General features: G+C 60.5%; 16 protein-coding genes. 13 read left to right on the plus strand and 3 right to left on the minus strand.

Going from position 1 to position 18,401, the window contains the following annotated elements:
* Positions 1–4 precede the first annotated feature (4 nt).
* The 3 genes from moaA to CCANI_RS05535 form a co-directional block, all read right to left on the minus strand.
* Complete coding sequence (gene moaA, locus CCANI_RS05525; RefSeq protein WP_146323298.1) at positions 5–1,078, minus strand: GTP 3',8-cyclase MoaA; 1,074 nt, start codon at positions 1,076–1,078, stop codon at positions 5–7.
* A gap of 78 nt (positions 1,079–1,156) precedes the next feature.
* On the minus strand, positions 1,157–1,795 hold the full coding sequence (locus CCANI_RS05530; protein WP_146323299.1) for an NAD(P)H-binding protein: 639 nt from the start codon (positions 1,793–1,795) through the stop codon (positions 1,157–1,159).
* A 1,400-nt stretch (positions 1,796–3,195) separates the two neighbouring features.
* A complete protein-coding gene (locus CCANI_RS05535; protein ID WP_146323300.1) occupies positions 3,196–4,911 on the minus strand; it encodes a long-chain fatty-acid--CoA ligase in 1,716 nt (571 codons plus the stop codon).
* A 301-nt stretch (positions 4,912–5,212) separates the two neighbouring features.
* On the opposite strand from CCANI_RS05535, the gene rho reads away from it, so the two are divergent.
* The 13 genes from rho to atpD all read left to right on the plus strand — a co-directional run bounded on the left by rho (position 5,213) and on the right by atpD (position 18,396).
* The gene (gene rho, locus CCANI_RS05540; RefSeq protein ID WP_186750023.1) at positions 5,213–7,093 is read left to right on the plus strand and encodes a transcription termination factor Rho; all 1,881 of its coding nucleotides are present in this window, start codon (positions 5,213–5,215) and stop codon (positions 7,091–7,093) included.
* A complete protein-coding gene (gene prfA / locus CCANI_RS05545) occupies positions 7,093–8,166 on the plus strand; it encodes a peptide chain release factor 1 (protein ID WP_146323302.1) in 1,074 nt (357 codons plus the stop codon). Before rho ends, prfA begins: the two co-directional genes overlap by 1 nt.
* A complete protein-coding gene (gene prmC / locus CCANI_RS05550; RefSeq protein WP_146323303.1) occupies positions 8,163–9,008 on the plus strand; it encodes a peptide chain release factor N(5)-glutamine methyltransferase in 846 nt (281 codons plus the stop codon). The genes prfA and prmC overlap by 4 nt, the downstream gene beginning before the upstream one ends.
* Before the next feature lie 18 nt (positions 9,009–9,026).
* Positions 9,027–9,677 carry an L-threonylcarbamoyladenylate synthase gene (locus CCANI_RS05555; protein ID WP_146323304.1) on the plus strand — a complete coding sequence of 217 codons (651 nt, stop codon included), beginning with the start codon at positions 9,027–9,029 and terminating at the stop codon, positions 9,675–9,677.
* Between the two features lies 1 nt (position 9,678).
* Positions 9,679–10,851: an MraY family glycosyltransferase gene (locus tag CCANI_RS05560; protein WP_146323305.1), complete on the plus strand. Its 1,173-nt coding sequence runs from the start codon at positions 9,679–9,681 to the stop codon at positions 10,849–10,851.
* 12 nt (positions 10,852–10,863) lie between these two features.
* Entirely contained in the window at positions 10,864–11,292 is a 429-nt protein-coding gene (locus tag CCANI_RS05565) for a Cg1360 family ATP-synthase-associated protein (protein WP_425457305.1), read from the plus strand.
* Positions 11,293–11,655: 363 nt separating this feature from the next.
* Positions 11,656–12,441, plus strand: coding sequence for a F0F1 ATP synthase subunit A (gene atpB, locus CCANI_RS05570; protein WP_146323399.1), 786 nt, complete (start codon positions 11,656–11,658; stop codon positions 12,439–12,441).
* 106 nt (positions 12,442–12,547) lie between these two features.
* A complete protein-coding gene (locus CCANI_RS05575; protein ID WP_027013285.1) occupies positions 12,548–12,787 on the plus strand; it encodes an ATP synthase F0 subunit C in 240 nt (79 codons plus the stop codon).
* A gap of 29 nt (positions 12,788–12,816) precedes the next feature.
* Entirely contained in the window at positions 12,817–13,389 is a 573-nt protein-coding gene (locus CCANI_RS05580) for a F0F1 ATP synthase subunit B (RefSeq protein WP_146323307.1), read from the plus strand.
* A 5-nt stretch (positions 13,390–13,394) separates the two neighbouring features.
* Positions 13,395–14,213, plus strand: coding sequence for a F0F1 ATP synthase subunit delta (locus CCANI_RS05585; RefSeq protein ID WP_146323308.1), 819 nt, complete (start codon positions 13,395–13,397; stop codon positions 14,211–14,213).
* A gap of 60 nt (positions 14,214–14,273) precedes the next feature.
* Complete coding sequence (gene atpA, locus CCANI_RS05590; RefSeq protein WP_146323309.1) at positions 14,274–15,917, plus strand: F0F1 ATP synthase subunit alpha; 1,644 nt, start codon at positions 14,274–14,276, stop codon at positions 15,915–15,917.
* A 52-nt stretch (positions 15,918–15,969) separates the two neighbouring features.
* Positions 15,970–16,947 carry a F0F1 ATP synthase subunit gamma gene (locus CCANI_RS05595; protein WP_146323310.1) on the plus strand — a complete coding sequence of 326 codons (978 nt, stop codon included), beginning with the start codon at positions 15,970–15,972 and terminating at the stop codon, positions 16,945–16,947.
* Between the two features lie 3 nt (positions 16,948–16,950).
* Positions 16,951–18,396: a F0F1 ATP synthase subunit beta gene (atpD, locus tag CCANI_RS05600; RefSeq protein WP_146323311.1), complete on the plus strand. Its 1,446-nt coding sequence runs from the start codon at positions 16,951–16,953 to the stop codon at positions 18,394–18,396.
* Positions 18,397–18,401 lie beyond the last annotated feature (5 nt).

An 18,401-nucleotide genomic window follows, 5' to 3' on the forward strand; every position in this document is an offset into this window, starting at 1 on the left:
CCTGTTAACCTCCAATGGCGGACATCGTGCGTGTGGGTTGCAAAAAGGTGGGATCATTAATGCCGTGACCAGCAGGTTTATTCCACATGGCGGTAGTCCAAGCGGCGGCGATCTCGGCGTCGGAAGCGCCCGCACGCAGCATCGCCTTTAGATCCGTTTCGGTGTGGCTAAATAAGCAGGATCGAATGGCGCCATCGGAAGTCAGGCGGGTGCGATCGCAATCCCCGCAAAATGGTTTGGATACCGCCGCGATGACACCGATATCCCCCGTGATATCGGGATTTAGCTTGTCGGTCGCGTGCCATAGCTTCGCTGGTGCTGCGGGATCCTCGGTGTGAGCGCGCGTGAGATCGAATCGCTGTTCGAGGGTGTGTAGGATCTGTGCGGCCGTAATCATCGAACTCTGGTTCCAAGTGTTTGGCGGCCCTAGGGGCATATGTTCGATAAAACGCAGATGGAGGTGATGGTGCAGGCAATATTCAGCGAGAGGGACAATGTCTTGCTCGTTCACCTTTGGCATCACAACCGTATTCACCTTTACCGGAGTGAGGCCCAGACGTTGCGCTGCGGCGATGCCCTGAAGGACGTCGATAAGCCTGGTGCGGCGAGTGATTTGCGAATACCTGTGCGGGTCGAGCGAATCCAAAGAAATGTTCACACGGTCCAAGCCAGCCGCGACCAGTGATGGAGCATGGCGAGCGAGACTCACACCGTTCGTAGTGATCGCAGTGGACACCGGTTTGCCCTGGTCAGTGCGCAAAGCCTTCGTGGCCGCAATGACATCGGCAAGGTGTTTGCGCAACAATGGCTCGCCGCCCGTGAAGCGGACCTTTCGAATGCCCAGGCGAGTGACGCCGATGGTGATCAGGCGGATCAATTCCGCATCCGAAAGATGCTCGGCGGTGGGGATCCACGGCAGACCCTCCGCAGGCATGCAATACGTGCAACGGAGATTACAGCGATCCGTAAGTGACACACGCAAATCGCGGGCAATGCGTCCGAAACGGTCAGTGAGGAGTCCCGCGCGTGGACTGCCGATTTCGGTCGCGCCGGGCTGGAGCGCAAACGAGGTGGTCACAAGGCTAGGCTACGTGAAAATAGGGAATAATTCCAGATAAAACCGTAGAAATTTGTGCGTTGGGTGGTGGGAGGCGGACTACACGGCTTCCAGAGCTTCCGCGATGGGAACGGAACCGTCGGCCATCGTGATGACCTTGCCGAAAGTATTCCTGCGTTCGAGAACGGCGGCGAGAACTTGGGCGACGTTTGGGATCGAATTCGGTTGCGCAAAGGTGACATCGGTTTGGATCAGACCCGTTGCGGTGCTTGCCTCGACAAGGCGGCCCGGTTGGATAATCGTGTAATCCAGCGAGGTGTTGCGGATTAACCACTGGTCAGCGAAGAATTTGGCGATGTTGTAATTCATGATCTCCGCGAGGCCCGGGTCGGACCACCTTTCTGGTTGTGTGGCAAACACAGAAGACAGCAGGATAAACCGCTCAACACCTGCCAACTCGGCAGCTTGCATGAGCTTGACCGCGCCGAAGGCATCCACCTGCAATAAGTTTGCGCCGCGCGAGCCTGCGGTGAAATATATCGCGTCTACGGGAGCGATGAGCTTGGATAATTCCTCAGGCGACGCCGTTAAATCGAAGGCTACGGGGGTGATATTGCTTGTAGTGGGAATGGCGGCGGGGTTTCGTGCGCCCGCAAAAACGTGATGACCTGCGGATACGAGTTCTTGGATGAGGGCTTGGGCGACGCGACCAGTGGCGCCGGCGACAAATATCTTCATGGCGAGCAGCTTTCTGGAGATTCGGGTGAAGGGTACGCGTGTTCTTGCCACGATACTGGTGCCGGTGAGTTGGGAGGTGCGTGGTTTTACTTCGGCGAGGGATATCGCGTGCTCACTCAGGTTATTTTTGCGTGTCGGTTGGGCGCTACATATGTTGGATGGTTGCGGGCGTAAGGTAAGGGGTTTGTTTGGTGTGGATGGTGGTGATAGATATGGCTAAAATCACATTTGGGGCGAAGCTGGGGCTTGGGTTGGAGGATGTCGGCGTGTCGACGCCGCTGTGGTTTTGGGGTTGGCTGCATTCGGCGAACCGTGCGCGGGGTTGAACGGTGTCTATCGATATTTTTTACATCGAAATCCGGAATTCTGTGTAAAACATATCGCGGATGATGGCTCTAGGGGTTCCCGAATGATGAAAATTACACAGAATCCGGGTTTCGTGTGTAAAAAATTTCATGTGAAGTGCGCGACCTATTGCTTTGGGGTGTTGGCGGTTCGGTAAATGTTGTCGCGATCTGTTGTTGTGGCCGATGGTTTTGTGAAACTTGCGTCTGTGCGGGGTGAATGAGGGGGTGCCGTGTTTGATCTGGGGCCCTCGATTACTTGTGGAGCACAACGCATTGGCTGAAGAGGGGTATGATCGCGGCCAATATATTTCTCGGACCAAAGCTTATTATGGGAATGCCGTAGGAGCTCCGCTGAGCTTGCGAAATTGGCTACCCACGGTGAACTATGGGCGAATCGGGCTAAAGGCGTCATTTTGATGTGGTTGGTTGCTTCCAACCTATCCTCGCATCGAGGGTTGAACGGTGTCTACCGATATTTTTTACATCAAAATCCCGAAATCTGTGTAAAACATATCGCGGCGGCGGCCCAGGGCGGCCCCAGATGATGAAAATTACACAGAATCCGGGATTCGTGTGTAAAAAACTTCATGTGGAGGGTGCAACCTATTTCTGGAGGCGTGTTAGTGGCCATATTCCGGCGGCTACGGCGGTGGTGCACCGGGGCTCCGAGGTGAATGGGGTGCGATGCGTAGTTGGGAGCCCCGATAGGTATAAAACCAGATCTTTTTCGCGTGGAAATCGCCCGAGGGCGCCCCGAAACGGCTCGGAACCCGGCGTCCTCGGGAGAAAAACGGGTCCGGCGTTAAGTCCGGGGGTGTTTTGGGCGCGATTCAAAGGGGCCGTTTAAGGCGTTTGGGGGTACTTGGGTATGCGGAGGGGGCTTAGCGGGCCTTAAAACGCGAGATTGGAATGCGCCATATTTGATTGGGCACGATATAGCGCGATGACCAGGGAATTTGCCTCCCGGACGCCAGGAGCCCAGGGAAAACCCGGCGGGCACAACCGACCTCCCGGACGCCAGGAGCCCAGGGAAAACCCAAACCACCCCACCACCTACTTCTCGCCGGGGCCTTTGAGTTTGATTACTCGGAAATCGCCGTCGGCGAGGTGTTTCCGCAGGTCTTTTTTGTCGAATTTGTCCACGGAGGTTTTGTCGATGGATGCGACGAAGGTCCAGTATTCGGGAAGCATCCAGGCGGGGAGTTTTTCGCGGAGGGTGTCGCGCAGGGCTTCGGCGGTTTCCCGGGTGGCGGGCACTCCGGCGTGAAGGACGGTTACGGCTAGGGGGCGTTCGCCCCATTTGTCGTCGGGGAATCCGATTACTGCCGCTTCCACCACGTTTTCGGATTCCATGACCAGGTTTTCCAGCTGCACGGAGTAGATCCATTCGCCGCCGGACCGGATGACGTCCCGCGCCCGGTCTTCGATGGTCAGGAACCCGTCTTTGGTGATGGAGCCCACATCTCCGGTCCGTAGCCAGCCGTCGGCGGTGAATTTGTCGCGGGCGTCGTCAACATCTTTGCCGCGGAATTCGTGGGCGCTGCCGCCGTCGCTTTCGGTGGGGGAATGGTAGTAGGAGGCGGTCACCCAGTTTCCGCGCACTTGGATTTCGCCTTGGTTGCGGTCGGTCCCGGTGACTACTTCGCCGTCGGTGACCACGCGGTATTCGATGGAGGCGGGGAAGCGGCCTTGGCTGATGCGGTAATTCCAACGCGCTTCGCCGCTCACCCCGTATGGTGGCCGGGCGACGGTGCCGATGGGGGAGGTTTCGGTCATGCCCCAGATGTGGATAACGTCCACGCCGTAGCGTTCCTCCCATAGTTTGATCAGGATCGGCGGCGCCGGCGACCCGCCGACGAAGATTTCCACCAGGCTCATGCGTTCCGGCGGGTTGCTCAGGTAGTGCACCATGAGGGAGATCCATAGTGTGGGCACGCCGTTGGCCACGCGCGGGTGGGTGCGCGCGATAATGGTGGCTAGTGTCGCGGGGGAGAGGTCGCGCCCTGGGAAGACGAGGGGCGTGCCGGACATGAATGCGGCGACGGGGATGCCCCAGCTGAGCACGTGGTAGATGGGCACGCAGCATAGGAATGGTTCGCCGTGGGTGATGGCGAAGGAGTCGGTGGTGCGCAGGCTCATGGAGTGTAGGTATATGGAGCGGTGTGAGTATGCCACGCCTTTGGGGGCTCCGGTGGTTCCGGTGGAATACACGATGGCGGCGGCGGTGTTTTCGGGCAGTTCGGGCCAGGGGTAGTCGGTGGAGCGGCCGTCGAGAAGCGCTTCGTAGGAGTGGGTGGCAATGTGCTCGGGGATTGCCGCGAAGGCTGCGTCGAGGTTGCCTTCACCGATCATAACGACGGCGCGTACGCTGGGGCATTCCTGTAACAGTTCACCGAGCTGCGGGGCTAGGCGGGGGTCGGCGATAATTATTTCGTTTTGGGCGTGATTAATAATGTGTTGGATCTGGTCTTGCATGAGTTGTTTATTCAGCGGGTTGAATACCGCCCCCATGCAGGAGACTGCGAATAAAGTTTCTAAATGCTCGGCGCAGTTGTACATGAATGTGCCTACGCGCTGGTCATCGTCGATGCCGAGCTCGTCCCGCAATGCGTGCGCGAGCGCGGCGGCCCGGGCGCCGATATTGGCGAAGGTGGTTTCTTCCGGCCCGTTGACTCCCCAAGTGGTCACGGTGGTGTCCCCGTGGACGCTGCTGCCGTAGCGCAAAATGCGGGAAATTGACAGCGGAAGGTCGTTCATTGTGCTGAGCATGAAGACCACTTTAGCGCCCGATTATCTATGTAGCGGCAGTCATGGGGTACACTATTGCTGAACCGACAGGTCGCCCGTTCCAGGGGAGTTTGAGGCGCTACACGCAACGCCTGTTTCTGTAAGAATTTTTCCCGCCGGGACGGAGCCTAATGTCCGTCGGATTCCGTACCCACTCGAACGTGAGTATCCGGTACGTCCACCAAGATTGGCCCTTATTCGCAGAGGATTTCTACGGGGCTAACTGAATTCCACAGACGCACACCGGTTTGATAGAGCCGGGATGTGCCACGAAAGGACATCTGTGACCGATACGGACACCACCGCAAACCTAGCTGCCCTCCGGTTGCCGGAGCTTCGCAGGATGGCGCAGTCTTTGGGGATCCGCGGTATTTCAACAATGCGCAAGGGTGCTTTGATTGAGGCAATTCAGGCTGGGGGAGCCGCTTCTGCGAATACTGCCCCTGGTGCGTCGGCCCCGGCTGAGCCGAGTGTTGAGGGGGAGGTCGCGCCCGTTCAGCGTCGCCGCCGCCGTGTCACTACCGAGGTGATTGCTACCGCCGAAGCGGAGCCAGCACCTACCGCGCCTGAGGCGCCCGTTTCGCCGGTTTCGGAAGCTCCCGCCGAAGCGGAGTCTGGCGATGTGAAGGTTACCGCCGAGGAGCGGGAGGCGGAGCAGCGGGAGGCGAAGGCGGAGGAGCGCCATGAGTCGCGTTCGCAGGCTCGCCGGGCGCGCCGGAATCGTGCGCGTAGTAATCAACGTGAGCGGGAGCGTCGTGAGCGGGAGGCGCAGCGTGAGACTGTGGCTCCGGCGGATGAGGCTGCCGAGGCACCGGCGGAACAACAGGCGCCGGAGCAGGAGGCTGTGGTTGAGCGCCAGGAACGCCCGGAGCGTTTCACCCGTGAGCAGCGTGAGCCGCGTGACGACGACCGTCGTGGCCGCAGCCGTAACCGCCGTGACCGTGGCCGTAATCGGCGCGATCGCGATCATATGGATGAGCTGCGGGAAGACGATGTATTGCAGCAGATCGCCGGCATCGTTGAGATTTTGGAAAACGGTAATGCGTTTGTGCGCACGAGCGGCTACCAGTCTGGCCCGGCGGATGTGTATGTGAATTCGCAGCTGATTCGCCGGTTGGGTTTGCGTCGGGGTGACGCGGTGATTGGCCAGATTAAGGTTGGGGGGCCGCAGCAGGTGCACGGCACGGGCCGGAATCGCCAGAAATATAATGTGCTGCAGCGGGTGGATCAGATTAATGGTCTGAGCGTGGAGGAGGCCCGCCACCGCCCGGAGTTTGCCAAGCTGACGCCGTTGTATCCGAATCAGCGCCTGCGGTTGGAAACGGATCCGAAGATTCTGACCACCCGCGTGATTGACCTGATTATGCCGATCGGCAAGGGGCAGCGCGCCCTGATCGTGTCCCCGCCGAAGGCCGGTAAGACGACGATTTTGCAGAATGTGGCCAACGCTATCGCCACGAATAATCCGGAGTGCTATCTCATGGTGGTGCTGGTGGATGAGCGCCCCGAAGAGGTTACGGATATGCAGCGTAACGTCAAGGGCGAGGTAATCGCTTCTACTTTCGATCGTCCGCCGAGCGAGCACACCGCCGTGGCGGAGCTGGCCATCGAGCGCGCGAAGCGCCTGGTGGAGCAGGGCCAGGACGTGGTCGTGCTGCTGGATTCCATTACCCGCCTGGGCCGGGCGTATAACAATTCCTCCCCGGCGTCGGGCCGTATCCTGTCCGGCGGCGTGGATTCCAATGCCTTGTATCCGCCGAAGCGTTTCCTGGGTGCCGCCCGCAATATTGAAAACGGTGGTTCGTTGACCATTATCGCCACGGCGATGGTGGAGACGGGTTCCGCGGGTGACACCGTGATCTTTGAGGAGTTCAAGGGCACGGGCAATGCGGAGCTGAAGCTGGACCGTAAGATTTCTGAGCGGCGCGTGTTCCCGGCCGTGGATGTGAACCCCTCGGGCACCCGCAAGGATGAGCTATTGCTCGCCCCGGAGGAGGCGCGGATTATGCATAAGCTGCGCCGTATCCTGTCTGCGCTGGATAATCAACAGGCCATCGATCTGCTGATCAAGCAGCTGAAGAAGACCAAGTCCAATGGTGAGTTCTTGATGCAGGTTGCGTCGTCCGCGCCGATGGCTGGCGTGACGGAGGAGGACTTCTCCTAATGGCAAAGCAGGTTTCGGTCGTCGACGATATTCTCGCGGAATATCAGGGCCTGGAGATGCAGCTCAGCGACCCTGAATTGCATAATGATGTGGCCCGCGCGCGCAAGGTGGGCAAGCGCTATTCGGAGCTGCAGCCGATTATCAAGGTGCACACGGAGCTGACCCAGGTGCGCGCGGATCTTGCGGACGCCCGCGAAATGGCGCACGAGGATCACGATTTCGTGTCCGAGGTGGAGCGCCTTGCCGCCCGCGAGGTGGAGTTGGAGGAGCAGCTGGCCGACCTGCTGGCCCCGCGCGACCCGCACGACGGCGACGATATTGTCATGGAGATCAAGTCCGGCGCCGGCGGCGAGGAGGCCGCCCTGTTCGCCGCGGAAATCGCACGCATGTATCAGCGTTTCGCGGAGAAGAACGGTTTTACCTGCGAGGTGCTGGGCGTGTCCGAGTCGGATCTGGGCGGCGTCAAGGACCTGACCATGTCTATCCGTTCCAAGCAGCCCTCGCGCGATGGCGCGTGGAGCGTGTTTAAGTTCGAGGGCGGCGTGCACCGCGTGCAGCGGGTTCCGGTAACGGAGTCCCAGGGCCGCATCCAAACCTCCGCGGCCGGGGTGCTGGTGTACCCGGAGCCGGACGAGGTGGAGGCCGTGGAGATCGACGATAAGGATCTGCGCATCGATGTGTACCGTTCTTCCGGCAAGGGCGGCCAGGGCGTGAATACCACGGATTCCGCGGTGCGGATTACGCACCTGCCCACGGGCATTGTGGTGACGTGTCAGAAGGAACGTTCGCAGATTCAGAACAAGGCCCGGGCGATGCAGGTATTGGCCGCGCGCTTGCAGCAATTGGCCGAGGAGGCCGCGGACGCGGAGGCTGCGGAGGGCCGCGCCGCCCAGATTCGCACCTTGGACCGTTCGGAGCGCATCCGTACCTATAATTGGCCGGAGAATCGCATCAGCGATCATCGCATTGGTTATAAAGCCAATAACCTTGACACCGTGCTCAATGGGGAGCTTGGGGACCTGTTTGCCGCGCTGCAGGCCGCCGATCGCGCAGCCCGCTTGGAAGCTGAGTGACCTCCGTAGCCGAAAGCGTCTCCGCGGCCGCCGCCACATTAGCCAGCGCTGGGGTGGCGTCGCCGCTTGTCGACGCCCGCCTGCTCGCCGCCCATGTCCTCGCTTGCGCGCCGCTTGAACTGATGTTCCACGAGGGCGATATGCCGGAGGAGTTCTTTGCCTTGGTGCAACGCCGCGCCGCGCGGGAGCCCCTGCAGCATATTACGGGTGTGGCGCCGTTTGGCCCGCTGGATTTGGCCGTGGGCCCCGGGGTGTTTATTCCACGTCCGGAGACGGAATTGCTGGCGCAGTGGGCGGTGGATGAGCTGCGCGGCGTCGAAAAGCCGCAGGTGGTGGATTTGTGCACGGGTTCCGGCGCGCTGGCGGTGTTTATTGCGCACGCGCGTATCGACGCCCTCGTCTCGGCCGTCGAATACGCGTCCGCAGCGTTGCCTTGGGCACAGCGAAACATTGAGATGTTCACACCCGGTGTTGAGCTTGTGCACGGGGATGCCACCGATATTTCCGTGCTGCCTGGGCTCGCCGCAACGGTGGATCTGGTGGTGAGCAATCCACCGTATGTTCCCCTGGGCTCGCAGCTGGATGAGGAGTCTCGGCGCGACCCCGCCACCGCCGTGTTCGGCGGGGTGACCGGGCTGGATACGATCACCGGCATGTTGCCCGTTGTGCATGCCCTGTTGCGGGGAGGGGGCAAGGTGGGGATCGAACACGATGACGCCACGGGAGCCGGCGTGCGGGAGGCTTTTGCCGCGCACGGCGGGTTCGGCGAGATCACGCAACACCGTGATCTGGCGGGGCGTGAGCGCTTTGTTACTGCGAGTAAGCTGTTAAGCCAAGAGTGAATCTTCAGGAGTTGAAACGTGAGTCGAATCTACGATTGTGCCGATGAGGAGACCCGCGAGCTCGGGTTACGGGCGGCGGTCAACGCGGTCAAAGGCGGCCGCCTCGTGGTGCTCCCCACGGACACGCTATACGGCCTGGGGTGCGATGCCTTTGATAACGACGCCGTGGCCAAGCTCCTGCTGACCAAACACCGCGGCCCCGATATGCCGGTACCCGTGCTGGTGGGCAGCTGGGACACCATCCAGGGCCTGGTGCGGGAATACACGCCCCACGCCAAGGCGCTGGTGGAGGCGTTTTGGCCGGGTGGGCTTTCCATCGTGGTGCCGCAGGCCCCCAGCCTGCCGTGGAACCTCGGTGATACGCGCGGGACGGTGATGCTGCGCATGCCGCTGCACCCCGTGGCCATCGAATTGCTGCGGGAAACCGGTCCCATGGCGGTGTCCAGCGCCAATATCTCTGGCCAACCGCCAGCGACCACCGTGACGGACGCCAAGGCGCAGCTCGGTGCCGGGGCCGCCGCCTATCTCGACGGCGGGGAGTGCCCGGTGGGGAAGGCTTCCACGATCGTGGACCTTTCCGGGCCGAACCCGAAGCTGCTGCGGGAGGGGGCCATCCCGGCGGAACGCATCGCCGAGGTGTTGGGCATCGACGTGGACGTGTTGCGCTGACATGGGTGTCGCGGGCGTGCCATTGCGGGAGCTGGGCCTTGTGCTGCTCGCCGCCGCCACGATCACCTATCTGGCCACCGGGCTGATCCGGCATTGGGTGATGCGCAGCGGGCAGATGGCGGAGATTCGGGATCGGGATGTGCACACCCAACCCAAGCCGCGGCTGGGCGGGGCGGCGATGTTTCTGGGCTTTACGTGCGCGGTGTGGTTGGCGCACCAATTGCCGGCGCTGACCCGCGGCTTTAAGCCCATCACCCCGGAAATGGATGCGGTGATGTGGGGCGCGGTGGTGATCGTGATCGTGGGCGTGATCGACGATCTGATTGAGATCGACGCCCTGACCAAGCTTATCGGGCAGGTGCTGGGGGCGGTGATCATGAGCATGGTGGGGCTGTCATGGACGCTGCTGTATGTGCCGTTCGGCGATGGGACCACTGTGGTGTTGGATCAGGTGCAGGGCTCCATAGTCACCTCCGTGTTTACGGTGATGCTGATCAATGCCATGAACTTTGTGGACGGCTTGGACGGGCTGGCGGCCGGATTGGGCATGATCGCGGGGCTGGCCATCCTGGTGTTTTCGCTGACGGTGCTGCACGATCAGGGCGGTACCGTGTCCGCCTATCCGCCGGCGATTATCGCGGCGGCGCTGGTGGGAATGTGCCTGGGCTTTTTGCCACATAATTTCGAACCCTCGCGGATTTTTATGGGGGATTCCGGGTCCATGCTTATTGGGCTATTGCTGGCGGCGGCTTCTACCTCGGCCTCCGGGAAGATCAATATGAGCCTGTATGGGACCGCGGATTTTATCGCCGTGATGTCGCCGTTTATCGTGGTGGCGGCCGCGATCTTCGTACCCGTGCTCGATTTGGTCATGGCCGTGGTGCGGCGGGTATCCAAGGGCCGTTCGCCGTTTAGCGCCGATAAGATGCACCTGCACCATCGTCTGCTGGAGCTGGGGCACACGCACCGCAGGGTCGTTTTGGTGCTGTACACCTGGGTGTCCGTGGTGGCCTTCGGGGCGGTGTCCTTTACGGTGTTTCCCTCCGGCTTCGCCTTTATTGGCGTTGGCATGGGTTTGCTGATCGCCGCGGCGCTGACGGTGCGGCCGGCGTTGGATGCGCGGCGTCGAAACGCGGCGGTGGCCCACCGAAAACACGCGGCGCACGCACGGTAGGATATGGAAGCTGTGACTGCAACACCTTCGGAATACGACGACCCCCGGCGACCGCTCATACGTGCGCTTAGGTACGGGGCTTACGCGCTGCTCGTGATCGCACTGTGCTCGCTGGCGCTCTGGGGTTGGGTGGCCGACCTGGCGGGCGTGTGGGGCGTGCTGCTGGGAGCCGCAATTGGGGGCGGTTTTATGCTGCTGACAGTTCTCAGCGTTTTAGTGACCTCGGATACATCGCCGACAACGACGGGGGCGGTGGTGCTCGGCGGCTGGCTCGTTAAAGTCATTGTTTTGATTATCGTTCTGTATCTAATTCAGGACCTTGGGTTTTACCACAAGTGGGCACTGCTGGTAACCACGGTGTTGGCTTTGCTCGCGGTGCTTACCTGCGAAGTCTGGGGCGTAATTACCGCAAAAGTTACGTACGTGCAGCCCGAAAACTGAGTCGCTACGCTACCCCCGTCCGTGACACACCGAGTGTGGTGTGACGTACCTTACAAAATTTTGTTTGCGCAGTTCAGGGCACTTACTTAAAGTGCTATGGCAAGGGGTAGCGGCTACCCCCCGTGATACTTCGGAAAAACCCAAACTGACCTGTTATTCTATCGAGCGGGCAAGGGTGTCTAGCTAAGGCGCAGGTTTACAAAACCTGTGAAAATGATCTGGCATTTTTCCCCAATGGCCGCTGCGATGATGTGCGACGGAGTCCGTGGCGGTCTAGGTAGTTTTTCAGACGTCCATCGCACCGTACGGGAAACCTGTACGGCCCGAACACGGGAGAGAACGCTGAGCGTTACAACACTGTCCATGCGGGGTGAGTTCCACGCACCCTCCCTGGAACACGAATTTTTCCCGGATGCCTTGTGGTTCGCAGACGTTGCGAACGGCTGGTTCACTATCGACCGTCTGATGTTCGTCCGCCTCCTGATGGCGGTTCTCGTGGCGCTCTTCTTCTTGGTGGCAATGCGGAGCCCGAAGCTGGTTCCTTCCGGCCTCCAGAATGTCGCCGAGATTGCTCTTGATTTCGTCCGAGTGCACATCGCCGAAGAAATCCTAGGGAAGAAGGAAGGCCGCCGGTTCCTGCCGGTGCTGGCCACCATGTTCTTCTTGGTTTTTGCGATGAACCTGCCCTCGGTCATTCCGGGACTTAATGTTTCGCCGAACGCGCGTGTGGGCATGCCCTTGGCGCTGGCGATCTTTGGCTACCTCACCTTCATTTACGCCGGTACGAAGCGGTACGGCTTTTTCAAGTATGTGAAGTCTTCGGTGGTCATCCCGAACCTGCCGCCAGCATTGCACCTGCTGGTGGTGCCGCTCGAGTTCTTCTCGACGTTCATTATGCGACCGGCCACGCTGACACTGCGTCTCATGGCCAATATGCTCGCTGGCCACATCATTCTTGTGCTGTTGTTCTCTGCCACGAACTTCTTCTTCTGGCAGCTGAACGGTTGGACGGCACTGTCCGGTGTGACCATTATCGCCGCGGTCGCGTTCACGCTGTTCGAACTCCTGGTCATTTTCCTGCAGGCCTATATTTTCTCCCTGCTTTCGGCCGTGTACATCGAATTGTCGCTGCACGCTGACGAACACTGACCCAGCCCGCCGCATGGCGGACCACAGTCAACCACAAATCCACACCAAATTTTCGCCCAGACACTTCGTCAATTGCCTGGGCAGCTAGAAAGGGAACGACACTCTCATGAACGAAGTCATCCTCGCTCAGGACGCCGCTGGTATCTCCGGCTCCATCGACACCATCGGTTACGGCCTTGCAACCATCGGCCCCGGCCTTGGTATCGGCATCCTTGTTGGTAAGGCGCTCGAGGGCATGGCACGCCAGCCCGAGATGGCCGGCCAGCTGCGCACCACCATGTTCCTGGGTATCGCCTTCGTCGAGGCTCTTGCCCTCATCGGTCTGGTCGCTGGCTTCATCCTCTAATCCCATAAGACAACGAAAGCTGGAGACTCATGACGAACGTCATTAACTACCTCGCGGCGGGAGGCGGTGAGGTCCTTCCCCTGGAAGAGCCGATTAACCCGCTGCTGCCTGCCACGTACGACCTCGTCTGGTCCGTCATTCCGCTCCTCGTCGTCGGCATCCTCTTCTGGAAGTTCATCCTTCCGAAGTTCCAGGAAGTCCTTACCGAGCGTGAGGACCGGATTAAGGGTGGCATTCAGCGGGCTGAAGCTGCACAGGTGGAAGCCAAGGCAGCTCTAGAGAAGTACAATGCCCAGCTCGCGGAGGCACGCGCCGAAGCCGCTCAGATCCGCGAAGAAGCCCGGGACAAGGGCAAGCAGATCATCGAGGAAATGAAGGCCCAGGCCACCGAAGAAAGCAACCGCATCATCGAGTCCGGTGAAAAGCAGCTTGCCGCCCAGCGCGAGCAGGTCGTGGCTGAGCTGCGCCGCGAGATGGGGCAGAATTCGATCAACCTGGCAGAGCGCCTGCTCGGGGAGCAACTCTCCGATGCTGTCAAGCGTTCCCGCACGATCGATAGCTTCCTGTCCGACCTCGACACCGTGAACTACGCAGGAAAGTGAGCGACATGCACGCAGCGAGCCGCGAAGCACTGGCGAACGCAACGCGCACTCTAGACGCCACCTTGTCTGGGGGCACCAATGCAGTCGCTGTCGCCGCACAGACTGGTACTGAACTGTTCGACGTCGTCGAGGTCCTCGACGGTGACCGCGCCCTGCGTGTCGCAGTGGCTGACAACTCAGCCACACCCGAGCAGCGCTCTGGCCTGGTGACGGCAGTCTTTGGTGGGAAGGTTACCGAAACCACCCTCCGTACGCTTACCGACGCCGCGGCCCAGGTCTGGTCCACGCCGCGCGAATTGCGCGCCGGCCTCGTGCAGTTGGGCCGTCGTGCCCTGCTGCGGGCAGCGGAACAGCAGAACCAGTTGGCGCAGGTCGAAGACGAACTCTTCCGCCTGAGCCGCATTCTGGACGGCGAAAAGCAACTCACCCGGTTGCTGGGCGACCGTACTGCTACCCCGGCTGCAAAGCGTCAACTATTGGCCAATGTGCTCTACGGCAAGGTGAATTCCATCACCGAAACCCTAGCGCTCCAAGTTATTGGCCGCCCAGACAGCAACCCCATCGACGACATGGCAAACCTTGCTGCAGCCGCTGCAGATATCAACGGTAAGGCCGTGGCGCATGTGGTGAGCGCTGTTGCGCTGAATGAGGTGCAGGAACAGGCACTGGCCCAGAAGTTGGGCCGCATTTACGGTCGAGAGATGAGCATCCACGCTGAGGTCGATCCCAGCCTCCTCGGTGGAATGGTCGTCCGCGTCGGCGATGAGGTAATCGATGGCAGCACCTCGGGCAAACTCGAGCGACTGCGTACCCACCTTGTTTAAGGCACGACTGATATCACTAGACAACAATTGCTGGAAGAAACAACCGAGAGCAGGAAGAACATGGCGGAGCTGACGATCTCCTCCGATGAGATCCGTAGCGCGATTGCGAACTACACCTCGAGCTACTCCCCGGAGGCCTCCCGCGAGGAGGTCGGCCTGGTCATTTCGGCAGCTGACGGTATTGCCCAAGTCACGGGCCTCCCGTCGGTTATGGCGAATGAGCTCCTCGAGTTCCCGAACGGCGTCATTGGCGTCGCGCAGAACCTTGACACCGACAAAATCGGTGTGGTGGTGCTGGGTAACTACGAGACTCTGAAAGAGGGCGACGAAGTTAAGCGGACAGGTGAGGTCCTGTCCATCCCGGTCGGAGATGCATTCCTCGGCCGCGTAATTAACCCCCTGGGCCAGCCGATTGACGGCCTGGGTGCTATTGAAAAAGAAGAAGACCGCGTACTGGAATTGCAGGCACCTTCCGTGCTGCAGCGTCAGCCCGTGGGTGAGCCGATGCAGACGGGCATCAAGGCTATCGACGCCATGACCCCCATCGGCCGCGGTCAGCGCCAGCTGATCATCGGTGACCGCAAGACCGGTAAAACCGCGGTCTGCCTGGACACCATCCTTAACCAGAAGGCCAACTGGGATTCCGGTGACCCCACCAAGCAGGTGCGCTGCATCTACGTAGCCATCGGCCAAAAGGGTTCCACCATCGCAGCGGTCCGCCGTACCCTCGAAGAGCACGGCGCACTGGATTACACCACCATCGTGGCTGCCCCAGCCTCTGACTCCGCCGGCTTTAAGTGGTTGGCTCCCTTTGCCGGTGCCGCGCTGGGCCAGCACTGGATGTACCAAGGCAAGCACGTCTTGGTGATCTACGATGACCTGACCAAGCAGGCCGAGGCCTACCGTGCGATCTCCCTGTTGCTGCGCCGCCCGCCGGGACGTGAAGCATACCCCGGTGACGTGTTCTACCTGCACTCTCGCCTCCTAGAACGTGCCGCTAAGCTGTCCGACGACATGGGCGCTGGCTCCATGACCGCACTGCCGATCATTGAGACCAAGGCAAATGACGTCTCCGCGTTCATCCCGACCAACGTGATCTCCATCACCGACGGTCAGGTGTTCCTCGAGTCCGACCTGTTCAACCAGGGTGTTCGCCCCGCAATCAACGTCGGTGTTTCCGTGTCCCGTGTCGGTGGCGCCGCGCAAACCAAGGGCATGAAGAAGGTGTCGGGTTCGCTGCGTCTGGACCTCGCCGCCTACCGTGACCTCGAAGCGTTCGCCGCCTTCGCATCCGACCTGGACCCCGCCTCCAAGGCGCAGCTTCAGCGCGGTCAGCGCCTCGTGGAATTGCTCAAGCAGCCCGAAAACAGCCCGATGGCTGTGGAAGACCAGATGGTTTCCATCTGGCTCGCCGGCGAAGGTGAATTCGACTCCGTTCCCGTCGAAGACATCCGTCGCTTCGAAGCCGAGCTGCACGAGTACCTGCATGCAAACGCTGCCGCCGTGTACGAGCAAATCGCAGGCGGTGCCGCGTTCTCTGAGGATTCCCAGAAGGCGTTGCTGGCGGCCACCACCGATTTCAAGCACACCTTCCAGACCACGGACGGTTCCCCGGTGATCAACGAGCCCGAGGTGGACCCGTTGAAGGAATCGGAGCTGAAGAAGTCTCAGATCACGGTTTCCCGTAAGACCGCCAAGAAGTAGGGCTGTGACAAGCACTATGACCGTCCAAGGAAAAGAAGGGAGGCGATGATTCGTGGCAAGTCTTCGCGAATTGCGTAACCGCATCAAGTCGGTGAACTCAACCAAGAAGATCACCAAAGCCCAGGAACTGATCGCCACCTCGCGAATCACCAAGGCCCAGGCGCGGGTTGAGGCTTCGCTTCCGTACGCCAACGAGATCCACGATGTGATCGAACGTTTGGCGTCCGCAAGCTCCCTCGATCACCCGATGCTTCGCGAGCGGGAAAACGCTAACCGCGCCGCAATCCTGGTGGTTACGAGCGACCGTGGTATGGCTGGTGGCTACAACTACAACGTCTTTAAGAAGACCACCGAGCTGAAAAACCTCCTTGAGGAAAAAGGCTACGACGTTGTCCTCTACGTCGCCGGAAACAAGGGCGTCGGCTACTACAAGTTCCGCGGTGAGGAAATCGTGGGGCAGTGGACCGGCTTCTCCCAAGACCCGAGCTACAAAGAGACGCATGACTTGCGCCGCCACCTCATCGACGCCTTCGTTGCAGGCTCCTCCGGTACCGCACAGTACCGCGACGGCCTCAATGTGGAAGAAGGCGAACCGGTGCAAGGAATCGACCAGCTTCACGTGGTGTACACCGAGTTTGAGTCCATGCTGACCCAAACCGCGCGTGCCCACCAGGTGCTCCCCATCGAGCCGGTCATCGAGCTCGATGAGATGGAAATGGGCGACGGCATCCTCGACGACAAGGGTGAAGTATCTGCGGACTACGAGTTCGAACCAGATGCAGATACCCTGCTCGCCGCGCTGCTGCCGCAGTACATTTCCCGCACCCTCTATGCCATGTTGCTGGAGGCTGCCGCTTCGGAATCCGCATCACGTCGCAACGCTATGAAGTCCGCAACCGATAACGCGACCGCGTTGGTCAAGGACCTGTCTCGTGTGGCCAACCAGGCCCGCCAGGCACAGATTACCCAGGAAATCACAGAGATCGTCGGTGGCGCCGGTGCGCTCGCCGAAAGCGGAGAAAGTGACTAGATTATGACTACAGCTCTCAATGAGCAGAACGCACAGTCGGCGGTAGGCGCCGGCCGTGTCGTGCGTGTCATCGGTCCGGTCGTCGACGTGGAATTCCCGCGCGGCGAGCTGCCGGCCCTGTTTAACGCATTGACTGTCGAGGTCACCCTCGAAGCAGTCGCCAAAACCATTACCCTCGAAGTTGCACAGCACCTTGGCGATAACCTCGTGCGCGCCATCTCCATGGCACCCACCGATGGTCTTGTCCGTGGCGCCGTGGTCGTGGACTCCGGCCAGCCGATCTCCGTTCCGGTCGGCGACGTAGTCAAGGGCCACGTCTTCAACGCGCTGGGTGATTGCCTCGACGAGCCCGGCCTGGGCCGCGACGGTGAGCAGTGGGGCATCCACCGCGATCCGCCGCCGTTCGACCAGCTCGAAGGCAAGACCGAAATCCTCGAAACGGGTATTAAGGTCATCGATTTGCTCACCCCCTATGTGAAGGGCGGCAAGATTGGTCTGTTCGGTGGTGCCGGTGTGGGCAAGACCGTGCTGATCCAGGAGATGATCACCCGTATCGCCCGCGAGTTCTCCGGCACCTCGGTGTTCGCTGGCGTGGGCGAGCGTACCCGTGAAGGCACCGACCTCTTCCTCGAAATGGAAGAGATGGGCGTGCTGCAAGACACCGCGCTGGTGTTCGGCCAGATGGACGAGCCGCCGGGAGTTCGTATGCGCGTCGCCCTGTCCGGCCTGACCATGGCCGAGTACTTCCGCGACGTGCAGCACCAGGACGTGCTGTTGTTCATCGACAATATCTTCCGTTTCACCCAGGCCGGTTCCGAGGTATCCACGCTGCTGGGCCGCATGCCCTCCGCCGTGGGTTACCAGCCGACGCTGGCCGATGAGATGGGTATCCTGCAGGAGCGCATTACCTCCACCAAGGGTAAGTCCATTACCTCCCTGCAGGCCGTGTACGTTCCCGCCGACGACTACACCGACCCCGCGCCGGCCACCACCTTCGCGCACCTCGACGCCACCACCGAATTGGACCGTGGCATCGCCTCGAAGGGTATTTACCCGGCCGTGAACCCGCTGACCTCCACCTCTCGTATCCTCGAGCCGGGCATCGTCGGCGAGCGTCACTACAATGTTGCGCAGCGCGTGATCCACATTCTGCAGAAGAATAAGGAACTCCAGGACATCATCGCCATCCTCGGTATGGACGAGCTGTCTGAAGAGGACAAGATCACCGTGCAGCGCGCCCGCCGCCTGGAGCGCTTCCTTGGCCAGAACTTCTTCGTCGCGGAAAAGTTCACCGGCATCCCCGGGTCCTATGTCCCGCTGGAGCACACCATCGAAGCTTTCGAGCGTATCTGCAATGGCGATTTCGACCACTACCCAGAGCAGGCGTTCAACGGCCTGGGTGGTTTGGACGATGTTGAGGCCGCCTACAAGAAGATGACTGGAAAGTAAAGGGG

This window comes from Corynebacterium canis, assembly GCF_030408595.1.
Taxonomy (GTDB): Bacteria; Actinomycetota; Actinomycetes; order Mycobacteriales; family Mycobacteriaceae; genus Corynebacterium; species Corynebacterium canis.